This window comes from Pseudomonas sp. HMWF021 (genome assembly GCF_003061005.1).
In the GTDB taxonomy this organism is placed as follows: Bacteria; Pseudomonadota; Gammaproteobacteria; order Pseudomonadales; family Pseudomonadaceae; genus Aquipseudomonas.
Map to the genome: position 1 here is coordinate 42,249 of NZ_QAIK01000052.1, position 17,751 is coordinate 59,999.

A 17,751-nucleotide genomic window follows, 5' to 3' on the forward strand; every position below is an offset into this window, starting at 1 on the left:
GAGCAGCCCGAATGAATCCACGCCTTCCATCCTTCTTCAAGCGCGCATTGCTGGCCACCGCGTTGCTCGGCACCGGGCAGGCATTTGCCGCCGACTCGGTGGGCCTGGTGGTCTACAACGCCCAGCACGAAACCCTGACCAAGGCCTGGGTGGCCGGGTTCACTGAAGAAACCGGAATCCCGGTGACCATTCGCAACGGCGATGACACCGAGATGGGCAACCAACTGGTGCAGGAAGGCGCCGCTTCACCGGCAGACGTATTCCTCACCGAAAACTCCCCGGCCATGGTTCTGGTGGACAACGCCAAACTGTTCGCCCCCGTGGCGCCTGCAACCCTGGAGCAAGTTGACGCCGCCTACCGCCCGGCCCACGGTAATTGGGTCGGCATCGCCGCGCGCTCCACCGTGTTCGTCTACAACCCGAGCAAATTGACTGAAAAAGACCTGCCCAAATCCCTGCTCGATCTCGCCACCCCGGCCTGGAAAGGACGCTGGGCCGCCTCCCCGGCCGGTGCGGACTTCCAGGCCATCGTTGCCGCCGTCCTGCAACAAAAAGGCGAAGCCGCCACGCTGGAATGGCTGAAAGGCATGAAGACCAACGCAACGATCTATCGCGGCAACAGTGCAGTGCTCAAGGCCGTCAACGCCGGGCAGATCGACAGCGGCGTGATCTACCACTATTACAGCTTCGTCGATCAGTCCAAAACCGGCGAGAACAGTAAAAACACCAGGCTGTACTACTTCAAGCATCAGGATCCGGGCGCGTTCGTCAGCACTTCCGGTGCCGGCGTCCTGGCATCGAGCAAGCATCAGGAAGACGCGCAGAAGTTCGTCAAATACATCACCGGCAAGCAAGGTCAGGAAGTGCTCGAAACCGGCACCTCGTTCGAATACGCCGTGGGTAAAGACGCGCCGTCCAATCCGAAGCTGACCCCGCTGAAAACCCTCGATGCACCAAAAGTCGATGCGTCGACACTCGACAGCAAAAAAGCCGTCGAGCTGATGACCCAGGCCGGATTGCTCTGAGTGATGCCACACACCGTGCCTGCGCAGGCCACCGCGACGGCCGCCGCCAACCCCCTTCACCCGCCCCGCGCCGTTAGCGGGCGCGGCGGTTCGTGGGTAGTGACCTCGGCGGTGCTGGTGTCATTGCTGTCACTGCTTCCGATCGCGTTCGTGATCGGCGTGTCGTGGTACACCGGCTGGGCGACCATCGAAACCTTGGTGTTTCGCCCACGGGTTGGCGAATTGCTGGTCAACACTGTGCTGCTGGTGTTGATCACCCTGCCCCTGTGCATCGTGCTCGGTACGACGCTGGCCTGGCTGACCGAGCGCAGCAACCTGCCCGGGCGGCGTCTGTGGTCATTGCTGGCGGTCGCCCCGCTGGCCGTGCCCGCGTTCGTCCACAGTTACGCGTGGGTTAGCCTGATTCCATCGATCCACGGTCTGCCCGCCGGTGTGCTGGTGTCGGTGATCGCCTATTTTCCGTTTCTGTATTTGCCGATTGCGGCGACCTTGCGCCGTCTCGATCCGGCGATTGAAGACGTTGCGCAATCGTTAGGGCTCAAGCCGTGGGCGGTGTTCTTTCGGGTGGTGTTGCCGCAATTGCGCCTGGCGATCTGCGGTGGCGCCTTGCTGGTCGGGTTGCATTTGCTGGCCGAATACGGCTTGTACGCGATGATCCGTTTCGACACCTTCACCACGGCGATCTTCGATCAGTTCAAATCGACCTTTAACGGCCCCGCCGCCAACATGCTCGCCGGGGTTCTGGCCCTGTGCTGCCTGGCGATGCTGACCGCTGAATCCGCCGCTCGTGGCAACGCCCGTTATGCCCGGGTTGGCTCCGGCAGCGCCCGGGACCAGCGCAGTGTGCGCTTGAGTCACGGCGCAACAGGCGCCGCACTGCTGCTGCAAACTCTGACTTGCCTGCTGGCACTCGGCGTGCCGTTGCTGACCCTGGGTCGCTGGCTGGTGGCCGGTGGCGTGCAGGTCTGGCAAGGCGACGAGTTGCTGCCCGCCTTGCTGCAAACCTTGTCCTACGGCGTCGCCGGTGCGGTACTGACCAGCGTGGCGGCGATTCCGATCGCGTGGCTGTCGATTCGTTCTCCCGGCAAACTGCAGCGCTTGCTGGAAGGCTGCAACTACATCACCAGTTCGCTGCCCGGCATTGTCGTTGCGCTGGCGTTGGTCACCGTGACCATTCATTTCGCCCGGCCGATCTACCAGACCACCATCACCGTGCTGCTGGCTTACCTGCTGATGTTCCTGCCGCGTGCGCTGGTCAGCCTGCGCGCCGGTTTCGCTCAGGCCCCGGTGGAGCTGGAAAACATTGCGCAGAGCCTTGGCCGCTCACCCGTGCGCGCATTGTGGCTGATCACCGTGCGACTGGCGGCTCCCGGTGCGGCGGCGGGTGCAGCACTGGTGTTTCTGGCAATCACCAATGAGCTGACCGCGACCCTACTGCTCGCGCCCAACGGCACGCGCACCCTCGCCACCGGTTTCTGGGCCATGACCAGCGAAATCGATTACGCCGCCGCAGCGCCCTACGCACTATTGATGATCCTGCTTTCATTGCCGCTGACGGCCATTCTCTATCACCAATCCAGGCGTACCGCTGGCCGATGAACGCTCTCGAACTGCTCAACCTCAGTAAAACCTTCGGCGCGCAAAAAGCGCTCGATGACGTCAGCCTCAACGTGCCGACCGGCAGCCGCACGGTGATCGTCGGCCCCTCCGGTTCCGGCAAGACCACGCTGCTGCGGATGATCGCCGGGTTCGAGTTTCCCGACAGCGGCAGCCTCACCCTCAACGGCCAGACGCTGGTTGACCGCAGCCACGCAGTGCCGGCCTATCAACGACAGATCGGCTACGTCCCGCAGGACGGTGCGTTGTTCCCGCACATGACGGTGGCGGCGAACATCGGTTTTGGCTTGGCGCTGACCGGTGCCGCGCGCAATCAACGCATTCTGCAATTGATGGACAGCGTTGCCCTCGACGCGAACATGGCCAACCGTTGGCCTCACGAATTGTCCGGTGGTCAGCAACAGCGAGTCTCGCTGGCCCGCGCTCTGGCGCAGCAACCACGGCTGATGCTGCTGGATGAGCCGTTCTCCGCCCTCGACACCGGTCTGCGCAGTGCCATGCGCAAAATGGTCGCGCGCCTGCTCGAAGACGCTGGCGTCACCACCATTCTGGTGACTCACGATCAGAGCGAGGCATTGTCATTTGCCGACCAATTGGCGGTGATGCGCGGCGGGCGACTGGTGCAATCCGGACACCCGATGGACCTTTACCGCTATCCGGACGACGAACAGACCGCGCATTTTCTCGGCGAAGCGGTGGTGCTGCCGGCGCGAATCGAAGCGGGTTGGGCGCATTGCGATCTCGGTCAGGTGGCGGTGAACAGCAACGGCTTCAGCGGTGCTGCGCAAATCATGCTGCGCCCCGAACAATTGCAGATCGCCGAGGAGGCGTCTGACAGTCAAGGCTGCCCTGCGCTGGTCACCGACCGCGATTTCGCCGGCAATACTTGCACCCTGACGGTCGAACTGAGTTCATCAGCGACTCAGGATCCGGCCCGTTCGATTCTGGTGCGCAGCTCCGGCATGCACGCGCCACCCGCCGGCAGCGCGGTGCAGCTGTCGGTGCTCGGTGCGGCGCACGTGTTTGGGCTGAACTGATCAGAGATCGAAACGATCCACCGCCCGCCGCCGCTCGTTGTCATCGCGCACATCGTAGTTGGCGGTGGTCTGGATGTTGCTGTGATGCGCCAGTTTCTGGGCGATCGACAAGTCGTGTTCTTCGATTACCCGGGTAATGAACGAACGACGGAAATCGTGGGGCATGATCTTCACCCCGACCTGCGTGCCGCGCTGGCGGGCGATGTAATAGATCGCGTGTTTGGTAATGCGCTCGCGAGTGATGTGGCTGCCACGGCGGATGCGGTTGAACAGGAAGGCATCGTCGCTCTCGCCTTCCTTGAGCTGCGAACGGCGCAATTCGAGCCAGGCATCGAGCTTGCTGAACGCCCACACCGGCGCGTATTTGATCAACTGCTTGTTGCCTTTGCCGGTGACGCACAGGCTGCGCTCGCTGAAATCGACCTGATCGAGGTTCAGATCCACCGATTCCGATTTGCGCATGCCGGTGCCGTACAGCAACGCGATGATTGCCGCATCGCGCAAGCCTTGCGGGCGCGGGTCGGCGGCGCAGACTTCCATCAATTCATGTATCAGCGTGCGCTTGAGATTGCGTCCCTGGGACAACCGCGTGCCGGCGATTCCCTTGACCGAACGCATCTTCAAAAGATGATCATGACTGATCAGGCTCATGCGCCAGGCTTCATTCATGACCCCGCGTACCGCATTCACATAGAGCGAAGAAGTGTTGGGGGCGTAGTTGTCTGCACGTAATGCCGCCACCAGCGCAACAACATCTTCCGGTTGCAGGGCATGCCAGGGAATTTCTTCGACGTTCATGTCCTCGAAGCCCAGGCGATCGGCCGCATCCTGCAATACATAACGCATGGTGAGTTGGCTGGAAGGCGCCAAACGCGCGAGGTACAGGCTCATCGGGTTGGTTTTTGGAGCGACGGGGGTTGCAGCAACTAAATCAATCAAACGTTAAACCTTGAGTAAAAAATGTACAGCACTACATCAACTAACAAATGCAATGTACTTGAAGTAAAGAAGGTACTTGGACCGCGCTGTCCGACAAAAACTGCGATGAACGGCAGAAGCCTGAACAGCGGCTGTATAAGTGACAGATAAACGATTCGCCAACCGGTTTTTCATGTTCCTTTCACAAAAACCGGCATAACCTTAATTCCCATAGGTTCGGTAGTGGCTATGCCCCAACCTGCCGGGCAAATCGTGAAAAGTCAATCAATCCCCGACGTCATGCTTTTTTTGCCAAGTTATTGATGCAGGAGCGCTTTTCTGTGTCTACGCTGTGGTTGGATCCAACAGTTACATGAGTCCATCCCTTTATTTTTTGCAATGAGGTGCCCATGAGTCAGGCGTTTCTCCCCTTCTCCCGCCCGAGTATTGGCGATGAGGAAATTGCCGCTGTCGAGCAGGTGTTGCGCTCGGGCTGGATTACCACGGGGCCGAAAAACCAGGCACTCGAAGAGCAGTTTGCGCAGTACGTGGGTTGCAAGCACGCGGTGGCCTTGTCTTCGGCCACCGGCGGGATGCACATCACCCTGCTCGCGCTGGGCATCGGCCCGGGCGACGAAGTCATCACCCCGTCGCAGACTTGGGTCTCGACCGCCAACATGATCTCCCTGCTCGGCGCCAAACCGGTGTTCGTCGACGTCGACCGCGACACGCTGATGACCGACGCTGCACGCATCGAAGCGGCCATTACCCCGCGAACCAAAGCGATCATCCCGGTGCACTATGCCGGCGCCGCATTCGATCTCGATCCGCTGTATGCCCTGGCTGACAAGCACGGCATTCCGGTCATCGAAGACGCCGCCCACGCTGCCGGCACCCGCTACAAGGGCCGTCACGTCGGTTCGCAAGGCACGGCGATCTTCTCGTTCCACGCGATCAAGAACATGACCTGTGCCGAAGGCGCGATGTTCGTCACCGACGACGAAGCCCTCGCCAGCCGCGTGCGCATGCTCAAATTCCACGGCCTGGGCGTTGACGCCTATGACCGTCTGACCGGTGGCCGCAAGCCGCAGGCGCAAGTGATGGAACCGGGCTTCAAGTACAACCTGGCCGACATCAACGCCGCGATTGCTTTGGTGCAGCTGCAGCGTCTGGACGAAATAAATGCCCGCCGCACCGAACTGGCTACGGCCTATCTGCAAAAATTCGAAGGCCTGCCGGTGCAGCCGCTGGCCTTGCCCGACTACGCCCAGCAACACGCCTGGCACCTGTTCATCCTGCGCATCGACAGCGAGCGCTGCGGCATGGATCGCGAAGCCTTCATGAAGGATTTGCAGGATCAGGGCATCGGCACCGGTATCCACTTCATTGCCACCCACCTGCACACCTGGTATCGCCAGCGTGACCCCGACCTGTACCTGCCCAACACCGAATGGAACTCGGCGCGGCTTTGCTCGATTCCGCTGTTCCCCGACATGACCGGTCAAGACCTTGATCGCGTTGTCGGTGCCATCGCTCAAATCATGGAAAAACGCCTGTGAAACCTTATCCAATCCGTAGCGTGTCGATCGTCATCCCGGTCTACAACGAACAGGAAAGCCTGCCCGAGCTGCTGCGTCGCACCGAAGCGGCCTGCCGCCAGTTGCATCACGACTTCGAAATCGTGCTGGTCGACGACGGCAGCCGCGACGAGTCGGCCAACATGCTTGAAGAAGCCGCCGGACGTGAGAACAGCCCGTTCGTGGCGGTCATCCTCAACCGCAACTACGGTCAGCACGCCGCGATCATGGCCGGTTTCGAACAGTGCAAGGGCGACGTGGTGATCACCCTCGACGCCGACCTGCAGAACCCGCCGGAAGAAATCCCGCGTCTGGTGGCCGAAGCCGAAAAAGGTTACGACGTGGTCGGCACCGTGCGCGGCAATCGTCAGGACTCGGCGCTGCGCCGTTATCCGTCGAAGCTGATCAACCTTGCGGTGCAGCGTTCTACCGGCGTCGCCATGAGCGACTACGGCTGCATGCTGCGCGCCTACCGCCGCACCATCATCGACGCGATGCTCGCCTGCCGCGAACGCAGCACGTTCATCCCGATCCTGGCCAACAGCTTCGCCCGCCACACCACCGAAATCGTCGTGGCCCACGCCGAGCGTGAACACGGCGACTCGAAATACAGCCCGATGCGCCTGATCAACCTGATGTTCGACCTGATCACCTGCATGACCACCACTCCGTTGCGTTTGCTGAGCATCGTCGGCTTCGCCATGGCCGGGCTGGGTGTGCTGTTCGCCGTCGCGCTGATCGTTTTGCGCCTGGCGTTCGGTGCCGGTTGGGCCGGTGACGGCATGTTCGTGCTGTTCGCCGTACTGTTCGTGTTCACCGGTGGCCAGTTCATCGGCATGGGGCTGCTGGGTGAATACCTGGGCCGCATGTACAGCGATGTCCGCGCCCGCCCACGCTTCTTCATCGAAAAGGTGCTGCGCAGCCAGCCGGCCACTCCGGTCCCTGCCGTCACCGTTGATGGTCTTTCCTCTACCGCTACTTCTTCTACTTCCGATCAGGTTCTCTCATGAGTGCAAAAACTGTTGTCTTCGCCTACCACGATATTGGCTGCGCCGGCATTGAAGCCCTGCTCAACAGCGGCTATGACATTGCAGCAGTGTTCACTCACGCCGACGATCCGAAAGAAAATGCGTTCTACGCGTCGGTTGCACAGCTGTGCGCCAACAAAGGCATCCCGGTACACGCGCCGGAAGACGCCAACCACCCGCTGTGGATCGAGCGCATCGCCAAGCTGGACCCGGAGTACATCTTCTCCTTCTACTACCGCAACCTGCTGAGCGAGCCACTGCTGGCCCTGGCCAAAAAAGGCGCGTTCAACCTGCACGGTTCGCTGCTGCCACGCTACCGCGGTCGCGCTCCGGCGAACTGGGTGCTGGTCAATGGCGAAACCGAAACCGGCGTCACCCTGCACCGCATGGTCAAGCGCGCTGATGCCGGCGCCATCGTTGCCCAGCAACGCGTTGCCATCGAGCGCAGCGACACCGGTCTGACCCTGCACGCCAAACTGCGCACTGCCGCCAGCGACCTGCTGCGCGACACCCTGCCGAACATGCTGCAAGGCAAGATCACCGAAACCCCGCAGGACGAATCGAAAGCCACCGTGTTCGGTCGTCGCACCCCGGCGGACGGCAAACTGGTCTGGGCCAAACCGGCCGAAGAACTGTTCAACCTGGTGCGCGCCGTGACTCGTCCGTACCCGGGCGCTTTCTGCGCCGTGGGTGAGCACAAGCTGATCGTCTGGAGCGCCGACGTCGTCAAGGGCAACGAAGGCCAGGCACCAGGCCGCGTGATCAGCGTCGATCCGCTGCGCATTGCCTGCGGTCAGGACTCGCTGGTGATCAACGCCGGTCAGCGCAACGACAACGGTCTGTACCTCAGCGGCCCGCAACTGGCAAACGAACTGGGTCTGGTTGACGGTTCGCTGCTGCGCGGTGCCGAATCCGGTCGTGCGCCACGTCGTACTCGCGTGCTGATTCTGGGCGTCAACGGCTTCATCGGTAACCACCTGTCCGAGCGCCTGCTGCGTGACGACCGCTACGAAGTCTACGGTCTGGACATCGGCTCCGACGCCATCGACCGTCTGCGCAGCCACCCGCACTTCCACTTCGTCGAGGGTGACATCAGCATTCACTCCGAGTGGATCGAGTACCACATCAAGAAGTGCGACGTGGTTCTGCCACTGGTAGCCATCGCCACCCCGATCGAATACACCCGCAACCCGCTGCGCGTATTCGAACTGGACTTCGAGGAAAACCTCAAGCTGGTTCGCTACTGCGTCAAGTACAACAAACGCGTGATCTTCCCGTCGACCTCCGAAGTCTATGGCATGTGCCAGGACAAGAACTTCGACGAAGACAGCTCGAACCTGATCGTCGGCCCGATCAACAAGCAGCGCTGGATCTACTCGGTCTCCAAGCAACTGCTGGACCGCGTGATCTGGGCTTACGGCGCCAAAGGCCTGAACTTCACCCTGTTCCGTCCGTTCAACTGGATGGGCCCGCGTCTGGACCGTCTGGATTCGGCGCGTATCGGCAGCTCCCGCGCCATCACCCAACTGATCCTCAATCTGGTGGAAGGCACGCCAATCCGTCTGTTCGACGGTGGCGAGCAGAAGCGTTGCTTCACTGACATCGCTGACGGCGTTGAGGCACTGGCGCGGATCATCGATAACGACAACGACGCCTGCAACGGCCAGATCATCAACATCGGCAACCCGGACAACGAAGCCAGCATCCGTCAGTTGGGCGAAGAGCTGCTGCGTCAGTTCGAAGCGCACCCGCTGCGCCACAACTTCCCGCCGTTCGCCGGTTTCCGCGACGTGGAAAGCAAGGCGTTCTACGGCGCCGGTTACCAGGACGTGGAACACCGCAAGCCAAGCATCGCCAACGCCAAGCGCCTGCTGAACTGGGAGCCGACCGTGGAAATGCGCGAAACCATCGGCAACACCCTGGACTTCTTCCTGCGTGAAGCCATGCTCGAAATCGCGGACAAGAAGTAATGCAGGCAGGTCTTCGTATCGATGTCGACACCTACCGTGGCACCCGTGAAGGTGTGCCACGACTGTTGGAGATGCTCGACGAGGCGCAGGTCAAGGCAACGTTTTTCTTCAGTGTCGGCCCGGACAACATGGGTCGACATCTGTGGCGCCTGATCCGCCCGCAGTTCCTCTGGAAAATGCTGCGTTCAAACGCTGCCGGCCTGTACGGCTGGGACATTCTGCTGGCCGGCACCGCCTGGCCCGGCAAACCGATTGGTCGCGATCTCGGGCACCTGATGCGTCAGGCCCGGGACGCCGGTCACGAAGTCGGCCTGCACGCCTGGGATCACCATGGCTGGCAGGCCAATGCCGGGCGCTGGAGCGAGGCCCAACTGATCGAGCAGATCCGTCGGGGCGTCGACACCCTCAGCGATATTCTCGGGGAAAAGATCCAGTGCTCGGCCTCCGCCGGTTGGCGTGCGGACGAGCGCGTGATCGAGGCTAAACAGGCCTTCGGCTTTCGCTACAACAGCGATTGCCGCGGGCAAAGCCTGTTCCGTCCGCTGCTGGCTGATGGCACGCCGGGGACGCCGCAGATTCCAGTGGACCTGCCGACCTTCGATGAGGTCGTCGGCCCGACCGTGGCTGCCAGCGATTTCAACGCCTTCATCCTCGACCGGTTTCGCCAGCAAGCACTCAACGTCTATACCATTCATGCCGAAGTAGAAGGGATTCTGATGGCTCAGGACTTTCGTCAATTGCTGGCCGATGCACGCCAGCGCAACATTGACTTCAAACCGCTGGGCGACTTGTTGCCCGAGTTTTTCAACACCTTGCCCGTGGGCCGCGTTCAACGCGGTGTGCTCGAAGGCCGTGAAGGCTGGCTGGGAGTGCAAGGCGCATGAGCAAACGCTGGGCATTGCCGTTGCTGGTAGTACTTTGCCTGCTGGCCTATCTGCTGCCGCTGGGCACCCATGGCTTGTGGATTCCCGATGAAACCCGTTACGCGCAGATCAGCCAGAGCATGCTGCTGAGCGGTGACTGGGTATCGCCACACTTCATGGGTTTGCGTTACTTCGAAAAACCGATTGCCGGCTACTGGATGATCGCCATCGGGCAGGAGCTGTTCGGACAGAACCTGTTCGGCGTGCGTTTCGCCTCGGCGCTGAGCACGGGCTTGAGTGTATTGCTGGGTTACCTGATCGCTCGCCGGTTATGGAACGACCCACGCAAGAGCCTGGTCTGCGCCCTGCTCTACATGAGCTTCACCGTGGTTGCCGGTCAGGCCGGTTACGCCAACCTCGATCCGCAATTCACCTTCTGGGTCAACCTGAGTCTCGTGGCGTTGTGGTTTGCCCTGGACAGCCGCACTGGCGGGCAACGCTTCGCAGGTTGGGCGGTATTGGGGCTGGCCTGCGGCATGGGGTTCATGACCAAGGGCTTTCTGGCCTGGGCGTTGCCGGTGCTGATCGCTTTGCCGTGGATGCTCTGGCAAAAGCGCTGGCGTGAACTGCTGGTGTTCGGTCCTGTAGCGATTGTCGTGGCGATTGCGGTCAGCCTGCCGTGGGCACTGGCGGTTCATTCCCATGAACCGGACTACTGGCGGTTCTTCTTCTGGCATGAACATATCCGTCGTTTTGCCGGCGACGATGCCCAGCATGACTCACCATGGTGGTTCTATCTGCCGCTGCTGGTGGCGTTCAGCTTGCCGTGGGTCGGTCTGTTGCCGGCCAGCTTCAAGCAAGCCTGGCAAACCCGCGCGCAACCGACCATTGCCTTCCTGCTGCTGTGGCTGCTGATGCCGCTGCTGTTTTTCAGCCTGAGCAACGGCAAGCTGCCGACCTACATCCTGCCTTGCCTGCTGCCGATGGCATTGCTGCTGGGCAATGCGCTGGCGGACCGGTTGCGTCTGGAACAGGGCCGTGCCTTGAGCATCAACGGCCTGCTCAATCTGCTGCTGGGCATTGTGCTGCTGATTGCGCTGGTTTATCTGCAACTGAAAAAACCGGTGTACGACCATGAGCTGCACAGCCTGGTGCTGGTGTTCATTGCCCTGATCGGCTGGATCATCGCCAACCTGGCGCAAGCGTTCCTGCCGTTGCAATGCTGGGCCGCACCGGCGCTGGGCAGTCTGTTGCTGGCCGGGATCCTGCCGGCGGCATTGCCCAAATCGGTGGTGGCCAACAAGACCCCGGACCAGTTCATCCTGCATCACATGGACGAGCTGTCCGACACCACACACTTGTTGAGCAACGATCTGGGCGCTGCTTCCGCGCTGGCCTGGCGTCTGCAACGGCCCAATGTCGCGTTGTACAACACCGTGGGTGAGTTGAAATACGGCCTGTCCTACCCCGAAGGCGCCGAGCAGCGGATCACCACCGACAAGGTGCAAGCCTGGGTGCGTGATGCCCGTCGTACCGGTTCGGTCGGTGTGGTCATGCGGGTCAAGGGCGATGACGAGTTGCACGAAGTCGACCTGCTGCCCAAGGACGGCACCCGCTACGAATCGGGCAACCTGGTGATCATGGTTCTGCCCAAGGATCCGTCATGAGCTGGATTCTGCTGCTGACGGCATGCCTGCTGACCTGCCTGGGTCAGGTTGCGCAGAAATACGCGGTGGAGAGCTGGCGCGGAGTCGACTCGTCCTGGGCCGACAAATTGCGTTCGCCGTGGTTGTGGCTGGCGCTGATTGCGCTGGGCAGCGGGCTGCTGGTCTGGTTGCTGGTGTTGCAGCGGCTTGAAGTGGGCATCGCTTACCCGATGCTCAGCCTCAACTTTGTGCTGATCACGCTGATTGCACGGTTTGTCTTTCGCGAGCCAATCGACCGCCAGCATTGGCTGGGCGTGGCGCTGGTGATCGGCGGTGTGGTCTTGCTGGGGCAACAGTCATGAGTCAGGCACGCGGTATCGGTTTTGCCCTGGCCAGCGTCGGGCTGGTCAGTGGCGCGCAACTGGGTATGCGCTGGAGCATGACGCGCCTGCCGCAACCGGAACAATGGCTGGCGGCGCTGAGCGCCGGCAGCGTTGATCTGGCGGCATTGGCCGTGGTGCTGGCGGCGATTTTCGCCTACGCCCTGTCGATGCTCTGCTGGCTCGCGGCGCTGCGCGATCTGCCACTCGGGCGGGCTTATTCGCTGCTGAGCATCAGTTACGCACTGGTTTATCTGCTGGCGGCCAGTCTGCCGCTGTTCAACGAATCCTTCAGTTTTACGAAATCACTGGGCGTGGCACTGGTCATGCTCGGGGTCATCACTATTAACACTCGTCCGTCTCGTGCGCCCGAATTCAGGAGTGCTCCATGAAAATCACAGTATTTGGTAGCGGTTATGTCGGCCTGGTGCAGGCCGCCGTGTTGGCCGAAGTCGGTCACGACGTCGTGTGCATGGACATCGATCAGAAGAAAGTCGAACTGCTGCGCCAGGGTCACGTCAGCATTTTCGAACCGGGCCTGTCGAGCCTGGTGCGCGAAGGCCTGGACTCCAGTCGCCTGCATTTCACCTCCGATGAAAAACTCGCCGTGCAGCACGGTCGCGTGGCGTTCATCGCCGTGGGTACGCCGTCCAGCGATGACGGCTCGGCCGATCTGAAATACGTGCTGTCGGTGGGTGACGCCGTGGCGCGCCACCGTGAGCAGCCGCTGATTCTGGTGGAGAAATCCACCGTACCGGTCGGCACCGGCGACACCCTGCGTGCGCACATCCAGGCCGCGCTGGACAAGGCCGGTCGTGAACTGCAGTTCGATATCGTCTCCAACCCGGAATTCCTCAAGGAAGGTTCGGCGGTGTCCGACTGCCGTCGTCCCGACCGCATCGTCATCGGCTGCGAAGGTGACGAAGTGCAGGATGTGATGCGCGACCTGTACTCGCCGTTCAACCGCAACCATGACCGCATCATGTTCATGGACCTGCGCAGCGCCGAGCTGACCAAATACGCCGCCAACTGCATGCTGGCGACCAAGATCAGCTTCATCAACCAGATCGCCGAACTGGCCGAACACCTGGGCGCCGACATCGAATCGGTGCGTCAGGGCATCGGCGCCGATACGCGCATCGGTTATCACTTCATCTACCCGGGCTGCGGTTATGGCGGCTCGTGCTTCCCCAAAGACATGCGCGCGCTGATCCACAGTGCCGAGCAGGCACATTGCTCCAGCGACCTGCTGCAAGCGGTCGAAGCGATCAACGAGCGGCAGAAGCACAAGCTGTTCGACCGCATCAACGCCTTCTACAAAGGTGATCTGCGCGGCAAGACCTTTGCCCTGTGGGGCCTGGCGTTCAAGCCGAACACCGACGACATGCGCGACGCGCCAAGCCGCGTGCTGCTCGACTCGCTGTTCGCTGCCGGCGCCAGTGTGCGCGCGTTCGACCCGGAAGCGATGCAGGAAACCCAGCATCTGTACCCGAACGAAGAAAAACTGATGCTGATGGGCACTCCGGAATCGGTGTTGGCCGGTTCCGACGCGCTGATCATCTGCACCGAATGGCAGCAGTTCAAGGCGCCGGATTTCGATCTGATCCAGCAACGCCTGAAAGCCCCGGTAATCTTCGACGGCCGCAACCTGTACGACGCCGAGCGTCTGGCGCGCAACGGCTTCAAGTACTTCCCGATCGGCCGTGGCGATTCGCGCAAACTGCCGATGCCGCTGCAGCAGTGGCCCAACACTGCGCACGTCGCTTGATCACGTTGTCGCCTGTCATCCGCCGGCAGTCCCTGATCGCAGGGCTGCTGGCGCTGTTGCTGTTCATCGCCGGGGTTTACGGACAGGCTCCCATTGGCTTTGACTCACGCTTCGTACTGTTTGCCCAGGAGATGTTGCGACACGGGCCAAGCGTTTTCCCGACCACCTACGGCCAGCCGTACGCCGACTATTCGGCGCTCTCGACGCTGTTCATCTGGCTGTTGTCGCTGCCCTTCGGTGCGGTCAACACCTTGACCGCGTGGCTGCCCAGTGCCATCGCCGGCGGCGTGATCGTGACGTTGATGTACCGCTTGCTGGCGGTGCATTCGCAGCGCTGGGCGTTGATCAGCATCGCGCTGCTGTTGCTCACCAGCACCTTCGTCACCGAAGTGCGCGCCGTATCGCAGGACCTGATGCTCGCCGCCGTGGCGTTGTCGGTGTTTTACCTGGGTTACGCGCGTGACCACTTCGGTTCCGGCCCTCGCTGGCCGTTGATCTTCGTCCTGTTGCTGTTGGGCTTCGGAATCCGCGGGCCCATCGGCCTGGTGGTACCGACCGGCATGCTCTGCAGTTATTACCTGCTCAACCGTGAGTGGAAACGCCTGCTGGTGTTCGGTGTGCTGGCGTCGATCCTGCTCGCCGTGTGCGTCGGTTTGCTGTTGTGGCTGGCAAAGCTCAGCGGGGGCGAAAGCTTCCTGCAGGACGTGATCCGCATGCAGTTCATGGGGCGCATGGACGGCAGTGAAGGCGTCAGCGGTTCGCTGTATTACTTCACCAGTTCCCTGGGCAACTACGCGCTGGCGTATCCGCTGGCGATCCTGGCGTTGGCGGCGACCTGGCTGAGCAAACCCCATCAGCGCGGGCCAGCGTTGCGTCTGGTGCAATATTGCGCGGCTGCCGGGTTGATCGTCATGGTCGGCCTGTCGATTCCGCAGGCGAAGAAGGCGCGTTACCTGCTGCCGATGTTGCCGATGGCGGCGATCATTGCGGCGTATCCGTTCCAGGTGCTGCACGGGCGAGTGTTCCGGGTATTGCGTGGGGTGACTCAAGGTATCTGGCTGGTGACGCCGGGCTTGTTGATGGTGGCTCTGCTGGTTGCCAGGCGCCGGTTTCCCGAGCATCTGAACGGTCTCACCCTGATGCTGGTTGTACTCGGCGCTCTGCAATTGCTCGCCTTGTCGCGGTTGGTGATCCCGCGCTGGCGTGCCGAGGTGTTGGCGCTGTGCTCGGTACTGGCACTGTGGACGGTGTATGCCGCCGTGTTCGAACCGGTGGAGCGGCGTCTGTACGACACGCAGGCATTCAGTCGCGCTGCCTTTGCGCAGGTACAGGCCAATCCGGCACCGCTGGTACTGCATGGCATGGGCAAGGACGCCAAGGCGATCAAGTTCATGGTCAACGTCGAGCAGGATCTGCAACCGCAATTCACCGAGACGGTGCAGCAACTCGAGGCGCTCAAGGGGCCGGCGTGGTTGATGATAGACAGCAAGGACCTGCAAACGCTGCAAGGCACCTCGCTGGCTGGCCTGCAACCGGTGTTGACCGGGCGTTTCGACAAGAACGATTACGTGCTGTTGTACCTCAAGCCCTTGTAGGAACTGCTTGAGGCTGCGATCTTGGGCTTCTGAAAAAGCTTGAAAGATCGCAGCCTGCGGCAGCTCCTACAGGGATTTGGTAATCATGAGTTTTGTTGTACGCCGGGCGCAGCAGCGTGATGCCGCCGCCCTCCCCGCCATCGAACGATCGGCCGCCGAGCTGTTTCGTACAGACCCGACCCTCGCTTGGCTTGCCGACACTGACGTGGCAAGCGCCGCGCAGCACCGCCAAGCCATCGACCATGGCCACGTCTGGGTCGCCGAAAATGCCTCGGCGCAACTCGCAGGTTTTATCCGCGCGCTGGATTTCAACAACCTGCTGCACATTGAAGAGCTGTCGGTCAGCCTCGCGTTTCAGGGACAAGGCTTGGGCCGACAACTGGTGCTGGCCGCGATTGAACATGCCCGCCTTCAGCACATGCACGCCGTGACCCTGACCACGTTTCGCGACGTGCCGTGGAATGCGCCTTTCTATGAACGGATGGGGTTCGTGGTCGCAGCAGCGGATGGACTTGAGGCGCACCTGAGCGAGGCACTGCAAAAAGAAGTCGAACACGGTTTTGCCGCCGAGCGACGCTGCGCCATGCGTCTGCCCCTAGACTGAGAACACTGCAAATCCCCTCTGTGGGAGCGGCGGTGCGACGATTCGACTTGCTCGCGAAGGCAGTGTGTCTGCTAATAAATATGCTGAATGTGCCGGCCCCTTCGCGAGCAAGCCCGCTCCCACAAGGGGATTTACGCTGTGTCAGGTTGACCGCTGAGCGGGACCCGGTGAGGATGGCAAGGCTCACCCGCGCATTCTGAAATAAGGACATTGATCTCTTCGTGGCCACCTACTCCCGCCTGATCCGCCGACTGATGATCACCTCGCTGAGCATCGTCATCAGTCGCGCCCTGATCAGTCCGCTGCTGACCCTGTTCCTCAGCAACAAACTGGGCCTCAACCCGCAGGACGTCGGTCTGCTGTTGGGCATCGCGGTGTTCAGTGCCACGCTGCTGTCGCTGTACGGCGGCTACATCATTGACCGCCTCGACAAGCGTCAGCTGTTGATCCTGACCATGCTGTCCAGCGGTGTCGGCCTGATGCTGCTGAGCTTCGCGCAGAATCTGTACCTGGTCACGCTGGTGTTGATCATCAGTGAAACCGCCTCTGCACTGTTCCTGATCTGTTCCAAAGCGATGCTCAGTGAAAACCTGCCGGTGGGCCAGCGGGTCAAGGCGTTTTCGCTGAATTACACACTGACCAATATCGGCTACGCCGTCGGCCCGATGATTGGCGTGGTGATTGCCGGGGTGCAGCCCTCCGCGCCGTTTATCGTCGCCGGGCTGATTGCCGCTGGCAGCATTTTCCTGCTGCTGCGCGTCTCCCGGGAAGTGGACCCTTTGGCATCGGTCAGTCAACCGCAGAGTTTCCTGAAAACCCTGATCATCCTCAAAAACGACCGCACGATGATCCTGTTTACCCTCGGTTGCCTGCTCAGCACTCTGGTTCACGGGCGCTTCACCCTGTACCTGTCGCAATACCTGCTGGCGACTCACACCCAGCAACAGACGCTCGACACCATGGCCGCCCTGCTCGCCTGCAACGCGATCACGGTGATCCTGCTGCAATACCAGATCGGGCGCTTTCTCAAGCGCGAACACCTGCGGTTCTGGATTGCCGGCGGCACCGCGTTGTTCATCGTCGGTCTGGTCGGCTTCAGCCTGGCGGACAGCCTCGTCGGCTGGTGCGTGGCGATGTTCATCTTCACCCTCGGCGAGATGATCATTTACCCGGCGGATTTCCTCTTCATCGACACCCTGGCCCCGGAAGAGCTGCGCGGCAGTTACTACGGTGCGCAGAATCTGGCAGCGCTGGGCGGCGCATTGAGTCCGGTGATGTGCGGATTCCTGCTGATGCACACGCCGGCGCCCAGCATGTTTTACGCCTTGAGCGCACTGGCCGCACTGGGTGGGTATCTATGCTTTGTCAGCGGACGGCGCGTGGCGACAATTCAAAAATAATGCATTGAAACTGCATTTATATGAATTTGTCAGCATCGAGTTTGATCGGCACACTGTGCGCGTTCCTCCCCCAATAGCTGGAACACTTCGAGGGCTTTCCGGATTGCCGGACGAGTCCTTTTTTTTGCCTCCAATTTAGCGCAAGGACCCGATTCACATGCTCGCTCGCTGGTTGCCCGCCGCCATCAACACCCGCCCCACCGAATGGAGCCGCGCCGCCATCGGCATGGCACTGGGCACGCTGATCAGTGTCTGGGTGTGCAGTCAGGTGTTCGGCATTGAAGTGGCGTACCACCTGATCGGGCCGCTGGGTGCATCGGCGG

General features: G+C 61.3%; 14 protein-coding genes and 2 pseudogenes. 15 read left to right on the top strand and 1 reads right to left on the bottom strand.

The window, feature by feature from the left end; genetic code table 11:
- The first annotated feature begins 11 nt into the window (after positions 1-11).
- From DBR18_RS06755 to DBR18_RS06765, 3 genes are read left to right on the top strand one after another with little or no spacing between them, the layout of a single operon-like run.
- Complete coding sequence (locus DBR18_RS06755) at positions 12-1,025, top strand: iron ABC transporter substrate-binding protein (RefSeq protein WP_108589765.1); 1,014 nt, start codon at positions 12-14, stop codon at positions 1,023-1,025.
- Between the two features lie 3 nt (positions 1,026-1,028).
- On the top strand, positions 1,029-2,624 hold the full coding sequence (locus DBR18_RS06760; RefSeq protein WP_108589806.1) for an iron ABC transporter permease: 1,596 nt from the start codon (positions 1,029-1,031) through the stop codon (positions 2,622-2,624).
- A complete protein-coding gene (locus DBR18_RS06765) occupies positions 2,621-3,679 on the top strand; it encodes an ABC transporter ATP-binding protein (protein ID WP_108589766.1) in 1,059 nt (352 codons plus the stop codon). Before DBR18_RS06760 ends, DBR18_RS06765 begins: the two co-directional genes overlap by 4 nt.
- Here DBR18_RS06765 and xerC read toward each other — a convergent pair whose 3' ends face one another.
- Positions 3,680-4,570, bottom strand: a complete 891-nt coding sequence (gene xerC, locus DBR18_RS06770) for a tyrosine recombinase XerC (RefSeq protein ID WP_108589767.1) — start codon at positions 4,568-4,570, stop codon at positions 3,680-3,682.
- A 437-nt stretch (positions 4,571-5,007) separates the two neighbouring features.
- Here xerC and arnB point away from each other — a divergent pair, with 437 nt between their 5' ends.
- The 12 genes and pseudogenes from arnB to DBR18_RS28875 all read left to right on the top strand — a co-directional run.
- Positions 5,008-6,156: a UDP-4-amino-4-deoxy-L-arabinose aminotransferase gene (gene arnB, locus DBR18_RS06775; protein ID WP_108589768.1), complete on the top strand. Its 1,149-nt coding sequence runs from the start codon at positions 5,008-5,010 to the stop codon at positions 6,154-6,156.
- Positions 6,153-7,184: an undecaprenyl-phosphate 4-deoxy-4-formamido-L-arabinose transferase gene (gene arnC, locus DBR18_RS06780; protein ID WP_108589769.1), complete on the top strand. Its 1,032-nt coding sequence runs from the start codon at positions 6,153-6,155 to the stop codon at positions 7,182-7,184. Before arnB ends, arnC begins: the two co-directional genes overlap by 4 nt.
- Complete coding sequence (gene arnA, locus DBR18_RS06785; protein ID WP_108589770.1) at positions 7,181-9,172, top strand: bifunctional UDP-4-amino-4-deoxy-L-arabinose formyltransferase/UDP-glucuronic acid oxidase ArnA; 1,992 nt, start codon at positions 7,181-7,183, stop codon at positions 9,170-9,172. Before arnC ends, arnA begins: the two co-directional genes overlap by 4 nt.
- Positions 9,172-10,056, top strand: a complete 885-nt coding sequence (arnD, locus tag DBR18_RS06790; RefSeq protein ID WP_108589771.1) for a 4-deoxy-4-formamido-L-arabinose-phosphoundecaprenol deformylase — start codon at positions 9,172-9,174, stop codon at positions 10,054-10,056. Before arnA ends, arnD begins: the two co-directional genes overlap by 1 nt.
- The gene (arnT, locus tag DBR18_RS06795) at positions 10,053-11,702 is read left to right on the top strand and encodes a lipid IV(A) 4-amino-4-deoxy-L-arabinosyltransferase (protein WP_108589772.1); all 1,650 of its coding nucleotides are present in this window, start codon (positions 10,053-10,055) and stop codon (positions 11,700-11,702) included. Before arnD ends, arnT begins: the two co-directional genes overlap by 4 nt.
- Positions 11,699-12,043, top strand: a complete 345-nt coding sequence (gene arnE / locus DBR18_RS06800; RefSeq protein ID WP_108589773.1) for a 4-amino-4-deoxy-L-arabinose-phosphoundecaprenol flippase subunit ArnE — start codon at positions 11,699-11,701, stop codon at positions 12,041-12,043. The genes arnT and arnE overlap by 4 nt, the downstream gene beginning before the upstream one ends.
- A complete protein-coding gene (gene arnF / locus DBR18_RS06805) occupies positions 12,040-12,453 on the top strand; it encodes a 4-amino-4-deoxy-L-arabinose-phosphoundecaprenol flippase subunit ArnF (RefSeq protein WP_108589774.1) in 414 nt (137 codons plus the stop codon). Before arnE ends, arnF begins: the two co-directional genes overlap by 4 nt.
- Positions 12,450-13,840: pseudogene (locus DBR18_RS06810) on the top strand (UDP-glucose/GDP-mannose dehydrogenase family protein); the annotation flags it as partial. The gene arnF and the pseudogene DBR18_RS06810, both read left to right, overlap by 4 nt.
- The gene (locus DBR18_RS06815; RefSeq protein WP_108589776.1) at positions 13,826-15,424 is read left to right on the top strand and encodes a glycosyltransferase family 39 protein; all 1,599 of its coding nucleotides are present in this window, start codon (positions 13,826-13,828) and stop codon (positions 15,422-15,424) included. The pseudogene DBR18_RS06810 and the gene DBR18_RS06815, both read left to right, overlap by 15 nt.
- 85 nt (positions 15,425-15,509) lie before the next feature.
- A complete protein-coding gene (locus tag DBR18_RS06820) occupies positions 15,510-16,028 on the top strand; it encodes a GNAT family N-acetyltransferase (RefSeq protein WP_108589777.1) in 519 nt (172 codons plus the stop codon).
- Between the two features lie 221 nt (positions 16,029-16,249).
- Positions 16,250-17,428 carry an MFS transporter gene (locus DBR18_RS06825; protein WP_108589778.1) on the top strand — a complete coding sequence of 393 codons (1,179 nt, stop codon included), beginning with the start codon at positions 16,250-16,252 and terminating at the stop codon, positions 17,426-17,428.
- A gap of 184 nt (positions 17,429-17,612) precedes the next feature.
- Positions 17,613-17,751 (top strand): annotated as a pseudogene (locus DBR18_RS28875) (HPP family protein); the annotation flags it as partial.

Bases quoted from the DNA above. Each gene is read 5' to 3' on its own strand.
- DBR18_RS06755 (WP_108589765.1), top strand. From the start codon at position 12: ATGAATCCACGCCTTCCATCCTTCTTCAAGCGCGCATTGCTGGCCACC.
- DBR18_RS06760 (WP_108589806.1), top strand. From the start codon at position 1,029: ATGCCACACACCGTGCCTGCGCAGGCCACCGCGACGGCCGCCGCCAAC.
- DBR18_RS06765 (WP_108589766.1), top strand. From the start codon at position 2,621: ATGAACGCTCTCGAACTGCTCAACCTCAGTAAAACCTTCGGCGCGCAA.
- xerC (WP_108589767.1), bottom strand. From the start codon at position 4,570: ATGAGCCTGTACCTCGCGCGTTTGGCGCCTTCCAGCCAACTCACCATG.
- arnB (WP_108589768.1), top strand. From the start codon at position 5,008: ATGAGTCAGGCGTTTCTCCCCTTCTCCCGCCCGAGTATTGGCGATGAG.
- arnA (WP_108589770.1), top strand. From the start codon at position 7,181: ATGAGTGCAAAAACTGTTGTCTTCGCCTACCACGATATTGGCTGCGCC.
- arnD (WP_108589771.1), top strand. From the start codon at position 9,172: ATGCAGGCAGGTCTTCGTATCGATGTCGACACCTACCGTGGCACCCGT.
- arnT (WP_108589772.1), top strand. From the start codon at position 10,053: ATGAGCAAACGCTGGGCATTGCCGTTGCTGGTAGTACTTTGCCTGCTG.
- arnE (WP_108589773.1), top strand. From the start codon at position 11,699: ATGAGCTGGATTCTGCTGCTGACGGCATGCCTGCTGACCTGCCTGGGT.
- arnF (WP_108589774.1), top strand. From the start codon at position 12,040: ATGAGTCAGGCACGCGGTATCGGTTTTGCCCTGGCCAGCGTCGGGCTG.
- DBR18_RS06820 (WP_108589777.1), top strand. From the start codon at position 15,510: ATGAGTTTTGTTGTACGCCGGGCGCAGCAGCGTGATGCCGCCGCCCTC.